This window comes from Alcanivorax sp. HI0044, assembly GCF_001634945.1.
In genome coordinates this window covers 1-6,881 of the sequence record NZ_LWEZ01000424.1, presented here as the reverse complement: position 1 = coordinate 6,881, position 6,881 = coordinate 1, and the positions used below count along the sequence as shown (strand labels likewise).

Here is a 6,881-nt window from a genome sequence, read left to right as displayed (position 1 = left end):
GTAAGGCGGCTGAGCTCTTCGGTGAGCAGGGCGCGATAAACCGGGCCGGCGGGTTTGTCCAGAAACGGCAGGGCCAGCCTGGCCAGCCGGGCGCGGCCGTCCACGGTGTCCAGGTCGAGCCCTTCGGACAGGTGCCGGAACAGGTAAGTGGACAGGGCGTCGGCCTTGTCAGTAAGTGCTCGCAACGCCTCGGGGCCTTGCTGGCGCACGAGTGTGTCCGGGTCTTCGCCGTCTGGCAGGAACAGGAAACGTACTTGTTTGCCGTCATCCAGAGCCGGCAACAGGGACTCCAGCGCCCGCCAGGCGGCGCGGACGCCGGCCTTGTCGCCATCGAAACAGAGAATCACTTCGTTGACCTGACGAAACAGTTTGCGGGCGTGGTCTTCGGTGGTGGCGGTGCCCAGGGTGGCGACCACGTTGGGCACGCCGTGTTGGGTCAGTGCGATCACGTCCATGTAGCCTTCCACCACATAGAGGCGGTCGCTGCGATCGCGGCTCTGGCGCCATTCCCACAGCCCGTAAAGTTCCTGTCCCTTATGGAAAACCGGGGTTTCCGGGCTGTTCAGGTATTTCGGCTTGCCGTCGCCGAGTACCCGGCCGCCGAAGCCGATGGTGCGCCCGCGGCTATCGCGGATCGGGAAAATGATGCGGTCACGGAACTTGTCGTAGGTGCGGCCGTTATCCTCCCGGCGCACCAGTAAGCCGCCGGTGAGGGCGGTTTCCAGGCTGGTTTCGGTGAGTGACAGACCGTTGATCAAATTATCGTAACCGGGTGGTGCAAACCCGATCGCGAATTTTTTTGCTATTTCGCCGCTCAATCCCCGATTTTTAAGGTAGTTAACCGCTTTTTGCCGCTCTGGCGCCTGGCGTAACTGCTGCGCGTAGAACTTCTCGGCGCGGCTAAGCAGGTCGTAAAGCGATTGAAGGCGGTCCTTCTTTTGCCGGTCGGCGGCGGTTTCCGGCCGGGATTCGGGCACTTCCATGCCGGCGCGGCTGGCCAGTTGTTTGACTGCTTCCGGAAAGCTCAGATGCTCGTATTCCATCAGGAAGCCCACCGCATTGCCGGAGGCGCCACAACCGAAGCAGTAATAGAACTGCTTGTCTGGAGCCACGGTGAAGGAGGGCGTTTTTTCCTGGTGGAAGGGGCAACAGGCGCTGTAGTTGCGGCCGGTTTTTTTCAGCGGCACACGGGCATCAATCAGCTCTACCAGGTCGGTGCGAGCCAACAGGTCATGTGTGAAGTTTTCCGGAATGCGTGCCATATAAGGGTCTGTTAAGTGATCTCAATCGGCCTGCCGAGTCCTGGCCAGGCGTTCGCGCGCAACGGTTAAGTGGACTGATAGCAAAAAACGGCGTGGCTGGATGTGTGCCCCGTCGAACAGGTCCAGAAAATCTCTTCCGGCAGAGAAGCAATAGTAGTGTAGACAGGCCGGGTGGTTTCTGCCAGAAAGGGACGGTATTCAACCAGAAAGTTGGCCATTGTGACAGAGTTAGCGGGTCGCGGGATTGGATACCGGATTGCTGTTGTTGCGCAACAATTTATGAACGATGTTAAGACGAACATTGCTGGTAGAACGGAATTCAGACCCGAATAATGCAATAACGTCACTACAGTAAGGGCGGGAGCCATGGCAGAAGGAAGTGCAGTGGCTGTTCAGGCGTATTTGAACCTGAATGGGGTCGTATGGAAGTTGATGGAGGATGGTTCTCTGGTTCCGTTGGAACCCGGAGAAGCCGTTCTTCCCGATGTCCCTTTGCTGGAGTTTCCGGACAGTAACCCGGAGGCTGATCCGGCGTCTTCTTCAAGCCAGTCCTCGCTGGCCTCCTTCTTTACCAATGTTTCCCGCGATGGTGCTGGCGAAATTCCTTCTTCCGGGTATGACACCCGTGGTGTAGCCGATGCCGGGGAGAGTTCCCGTGATGCCAAGCAGGGTCCACCCCCGGACCTGCTCCCCAACGATGCCGGCATCAGTATCCGGATTCAGGATGGCGGCGACGGTTATGTAAACCGTTTCGAGCAGGATGCGGTGGATCTGGTGGGTACTACCACCGATATTCTTGATGACACCGTGGTGGATGTGATTGTTCTGGATGCCCAGGGCGGCTCTGTCACCTTTACGGCCGTGGTGCAGGATGGCCGCTTCTCAGTGCCCGGTGCAGACCTGAGTTCACTGGCAGAAGGCCCGCTCACCGCGGTGGCCACTTACCAGGATCCTTACGGCAACCGGGTTACCGGCACCGACGACAGCATCAAGGATACGCTGGCCAGTGGTGTGGATGTGGAAGCCGCCACTGGCACTGATGATGTGGTCAACGCGGTGGAAGCGGTGGACAACACCCTCAGCGGCACCTTTGCCGATGTGCAGGCCGGTGCCGACGTGGAGGTGACCGTCAGTGGCGCCGGCCATGGGGATCTGGTCTTTACCACTACGCTGGATGCCAGCGGTCACTGGTCGATTCCCGATGTGGACCTGGATGTCTTCGACGACGGCACGCTGACGCTCACCGCCAGCACCGTGGACCAGGCCGGCAACCCGGCGACCATCACCGATACCGTAGACATGGACACCCAGGCGGCGATTACCGCCGAGTTTGTGGACGCCCAGCAGCCTGACGGGGTCGCTGCGGGAGTGGCGGAGCTGGTCTTTGCTGGCGGTTACCGTTAAATCGCTGCTTGTCGGCTTACGGCCTTCGGTCTAAGCCGACCACGGTGCATCCAGGTAGGCTGCGGTGTTTGTGCGTATCGTAGACGCAGGGAAACAGTGTTCGTCGTCAATAGACGAATAAGGGGGAGGCTTGAGTGTTATTGCTGGAGTCTGGTTCAGCCCAGTTTGGCGCGAACCTTGCCACTGGCGGCGCCCATGTCGGCACGACCCTGCAATTGCGGCTTGAGAATGCCCATCACCTTGCCCATATCCTGCATACCGGACGCACCGGTTTGCGCCATGGCGTCATCGATAAGGGAATCGATTTCGGCATCGGTGAGCTGGGTGGGGAGGAATTCCTGGAGTATCACGATTTCCGCTTCTTCGGTTTCCGCCAGTTCAGGGCGGTCCGCCTCACGGTATTGTGTGGCTGAATCCTTGCGCTGCTTGATCAGCTTGTCGAGCAACGCCAGTACACGGGCATCATCGGGCTCGATGCGCTCGTCCACTTCGATTTGCTTGATCGCTGCCAGCGCCATACGAAAAACGCCAAGACGCGCCTTTTCTTTGGCACGCATGGCGTCTTTCATGGCTGCAGTGAGCTGCTCTTTGAGCGCACTCATCAGACGTTTATACCTTTATACCTTAGTACAAACGTTTGCGTGCCAGTTGCTCACGCTGCAGTTTTTTAAGGTGACGCTTGACGGCTGCGGCACGCTTGCGCTTACGCTCTTGTGTGGGCTTCTCGTACTGCTCGCGACGACGCACTTCAGAGAGAATACCCGCTTTTTCACAGCCACGCTTGAAACGGCGCAGGGCCACATCAAACGGTTCGCCTTCTTTCACCTTCACCTGAGGCATGAAGAATCACCTTCCTAGAAATTAGAGTTTATGGGTTCGCCGCGGGCTCAGGTGGTCCCGGGGTGCGGCGAGGCGGGGATTCTACCTGAGTGGTGAATAAATGCAAATCCGGACGTCTGGCGCTATCATGGCGCCGCAATTTCACAGGGTTGAGCACCATGCGCGTATTGGGTATTGAATCAAGCTGCGACGAGACCGGCGTGGCCATCTATGACACCGAACAGGGCCTGCTGGGGCAGGCGCTCTATAGTCAGGTGGAGATGCATGCCCGTTATGGCGGGGTGGTGCCAGAGCTGGCCAGCCGTGACCATGTGCAGCGGGCTCTGCCGCTGGTGCGTGATGTGATGGAGCAGGCTGGTACCCACCCCGAGCAGCTGGATGGTATCGCCTATACCGCTGGTCCGGGCTTGGCTGGCGCTTTGCTGGTGGGCGCCGGCGTGGCCCGTTCACTGGCGTTCGGCTGGGATCTGCCTGCGGTGGCGGTGCATCACATGGAGGGGCACCTGTTGGCGCCGTTGCTGGAACCCAATGCGCCGGCGTTTCCGTTTGTGGCGCTGCTGGTCAGTGGCGGGCATACCCTGCTGCTGGATGCCCAGGGGCTGGGGAATTATGCCATTCTGGGGGAATCGGTGGATGATGCTGCCGGTGAAGCGTTTGACAAGGCCGCCAAAATGATGGGCCTGGGGTATCCGGGTGGGCCGCGCATTGCTGGGCTGGCCCAGCAGGGCGCGGCAGGGCGGTTTCGTTTTCCCCGCCCGATGACGGATCGCCCGGGGCTGGATATGAGCTTTTCCGGCCTGAAGACGTTCACCCTGAACACCATTAACGATCTGGGTGGCAAAGAGGCCTTGAGCGAGCAGGATCGGGCCGATATTGCCCGCGCCTTCGAGGAAGCGGCGGTGGATACCCTGGTGATCAAATGCCGCCGGGCGGTGGAACAGACCGGACACAAACGGTTAGTGATGGCGGGTGGCGTGAGTGCCAACCGTTCCCTGCGGGCAAAGCTGGGTGAGCAGATGGCCAAGCGTGGTGTGGAACTGTTTTACCCGGCGCCGCAATACTGCACCGACAACGGCGCCATGATTGCCTTTGCCGGGGCGTTGCGTTTGCAGGCGGGTGAGTCTGCGGAGTTGCCGATCAAAGTGCGCCCAAGGTGGCCGCTAACTGAGCTGGCGGGGCTGTAAACCCAGTTGAAAGTTTAAAGTTCAAAGTTTAAACGCGGATTAGGCTGTCCTGCTTTGCCATGCTCTGCCCGCGATGAGGGTAATGTCGCGGGCAATGCCTGTCAAAACCCGAGGCGCGTTGACGCGCTTTTCAACTTTGAACTTTCAACTTTACACTGCGGCTCAGTCTTTCTTCCTGAACCCCAGTTCTTCCCCGCGCAGGATTTTCTGCAGGTTGCTGCGGTGCCGGGCAATCATCACCAGAGACAGGGCCAGCATGGGCCAGAAGGCCTGGGGCAGCCAGGCGAAAATACAAGCTGGCGCTACCACAAAGGCACTGAGTGAGGCGATGGAGGAGATACGGTTAAGCGCAAAGACCAGCAGCCAGGTGCTACCGGCAACCAGCCCACTGGGCCAGTGCAGGGCGAACAGCAACCCAAAAGCCGTGGCCACGCCTTTACCGCCCTGAAAGTGAAAGAATACCGGATACAGGTGGCCCAGGAAGGCGAAAGCACCGACCATTGCCGCGACAAAGGGGCCCATATCCAGATAGCGGGCCAGCACTACGGGGATCACCCCTTTGAGTACGTCGCCGAGTAGTGTGAGGGCGGCGGCGGGTTTGCCGCCGATGCGCAGCACATTGGTGGCCCCGGGGTTATTGGAGCCCTCCGTGCGCGGGTCCGGGTAGCCGAACAGCCGGCAAACCAGGATGGCACTGGAAATGGAGCCCATCAGATAGCCGGCCACGCACAATGGCAGTAACCAGAACCAGACTTCCTGTAATGTCCCTGCTTGCACCGGCTATAATCTCCCTTCGCATCGCTGTGTAATACACGGGGTGACATTGTACACAGCACGACGTTATTGCCTGCGCTGCAAGCGTAACATCTGATTACCTGAAATGGGATTCATTCGCCAGGGTGCTGTCGCCAATGAATGCCACGCCAAGAGATCGAGTATGGATATTGTTTATATCAATGATTTGAAAGTGGATACCGTGATCGGCATTTTCGACTGGGAGCGCCGTATTCGCCAGACCGTGAGCCTGGATCTGGAAATGGCGGCGGATATCCGTAAAGGCGCGGCGTCGGACCATATTGATGACGCCCTGGATTACAAGTCTATTGGCAAGCGGTTGATCGCCTTTATCGAAAGCAGTGAGTTTCAGCTGGTTGAGACTCTGGCTGAGAATGTGGCACAGCTGGTGCTCAACGAGTTCCAGGTGCCGTGGCTGAAGTTGCGGCTCAGCAAGCCGGGCGCTCTGCGTGGGGCCCGGGATGTAGGCGTGATTATTGAGCGGGGTGAGCGTCCCGATGGGTGAAGGGCTGAAGAGTGAAGCGTCTCAGGCTCAGGTATTTCTCAGCCTGGGCTCCAATATCGATCGTGAGCACAATATTCGCTCCGGACTGAATGCCCTTGCCCGGGTGTTCGCGCCATTGGCGATCAGCCCGGTGTACGAAAGCGAAGCGGTGGGGTTCGACGGCGATGCTTTTTATAACCTGGTGGTAGGGCTGCAAACGACATTGAGTGTTGGTGAGCTGACTGCCTGCCTGAAAGGCATCGAGAAGGACCATGGTCGGGTGCGGGGCGAGAAGAAGTTTGCCAGTCGAACCCTGGATATCGACATTCTTACCTACGACGATCGCGTGGGTGAGGTGGATGGCGTCCAGCTGCCCCGCGACGAAATTCTCAAACATGCTTTTGTGTTGAAGCCGCTGGTGGATCTGGCCCCGGATGCGCTGCACCCGGAAACCCAAACGTCTTATCAGGCATTGCTGAAAGCAGCAGATTTCAGTGGGCAGGATTTGTGGGTGGTGCCGTTCGAGGATAAGTAACGGCGGTTTTTATATGCCGTCTTCTCTCCCAATGAGTCCCTGCACCCCTGTGGGAAGCGGTGCAGAGCGTTTTACCGGGGTTCCCTGGTTTGCGTTGCAGCGTGTGGCGTGAAGCGTGTTGCGTCTCTCTTAAGGAACCTCTGAAAAACTCCTTGCATGCTCAGCGTGGCCTGAAGCGTGCAGCTGTTTCGTCTTGTCTTGATGGTCAGGGTGGTTCCCTTTCCGAGAGGCAAGGCGCAGCAGATGTGCGCTTCAGGCCACGCCCTTCGGGTCATTCAGGCTGGCCCGCACTCGTTGTTGCGCTTTTTCGATGGATGGACATACACCTTCAAAAGCACGCCTAGATTGCGAACCAGCCTGAAAGACTGAGTACGCAA

The 6,881-nt window shown here is 58.7% G+C and carries 8 protein-coding genes; 4 read left to right on the top strand and 4 right to left on the bottom strand.

Going from position 1 to position 6,881, the window contains the following annotated elements; translation table 11 throughout:
• Positions 1-1,262 (bottom strand): DNA primase (gene dnaG / locus A3730_RS05140; RefSeq protein ID WP_063537638.1); only part of this gene is annotated, 1,262 nt, incomplete at its 3' end.
• 366 nt (positions 1,263-1,628) lie between these two features.
• Here dnaG and A3730_RS05135 point away from each other — a divergent pair.
• Positions 1,629-2,666: a hypothetical protein gene (locus tag A3730_RS05135; RefSeq protein WP_156496916.1), complete on the top strand. Its 1,038-nt coding sequence runs from the start codon at positions 1,629-1,631 to the stop codon at positions 2,664-2,666.
• Positions 2,667-2,821: 155 nt separating this feature from the next.
• Here A3730_RS05135 and A3730_RS05130 read toward each other — a convergent pair whose 3' ends face one another.
• The gene (locus A3730_RS05130; RefSeq protein WP_063519276.1) at positions 2,822-3,268 is read right to left on the bottom strand and encodes a GatB/YqeY domain-containing protein; all 447 of its coding nucleotides are present in this window, start codon (positions 3,266-3,268) and stop codon (positions 2,822-2,824) included.
• A 22-nt stretch (positions 3,269-3,290) separates the two neighbouring features.
• A complete protein-coding gene (rpsU, locus tag A3730_RS05125; RefSeq protein WP_007148705.1) occupies positions 3,291-3,506 on the bottom strand; it encodes a 30S ribosomal protein S21 in 216 nt (71 codons plus the stop codon).
• Positions 3,507-3,664: 158 nt separating this feature from the next.
• Here rpsU and tsaD point away from each other — a divergent pair, with 158 nt between their 5' ends.
• Positions 3,665-4,690: a tRNA (adenosine(37)-N6)-threonylcarbamoyltransferase complex transferase subunit TsaD gene (gene tsaD, locus A3730_RS05120; protein ID WP_063519277.1), complete on the top strand. Its 1,026-nt coding sequence runs from the start codon at positions 3,665-3,667 to the stop codon at positions 4,688-4,690.
• Between the two features lie 162 nt (positions 4,691-4,852).
• On the opposite strand, the gene plsY is transcribed toward tsaD, so the two are convergent.
• A complete protein-coding gene (gene plsY / locus A3730_RS05115) occupies positions 4,853-5,467 on the bottom strand; it encodes a glycerol-3-phosphate 1-O-acyltransferase PlsY (protein ID WP_082872264.1) in 615 nt (204 codons plus the stop codon).
• A gap of 160 nt (positions 5,468-5,627) precedes the next feature.
• Between plsY and folB the strand changes: the two genes are divergently transcribed.
• Entirely contained in the window at positions 5,628-5,990 is a 363-nt protein-coding gene (gene folB, locus A3730_RS05110) for a dihydroneopterin aldolase (RefSeq protein ID WP_063519278.1), read from the top strand.
• Positions 5,983-6,504 (top strand): 2-amino-4-hydroxy-6-hydroxymethyldihydropteridine diphosphokinase, encoded by a 522-nt coding sequence (gene folK / locus A3730_RS05105; protein ID WP_063519279.1) that lies wholly within the window; start codon positions 5,983-5,985, stop codon positions 6,502-6,504. The genes folB and folK overlap by 8 nt, the downstream gene beginning before the upstream one ends.
• Positions 6,505-6,881 lie beyond the last annotated feature (377 nt).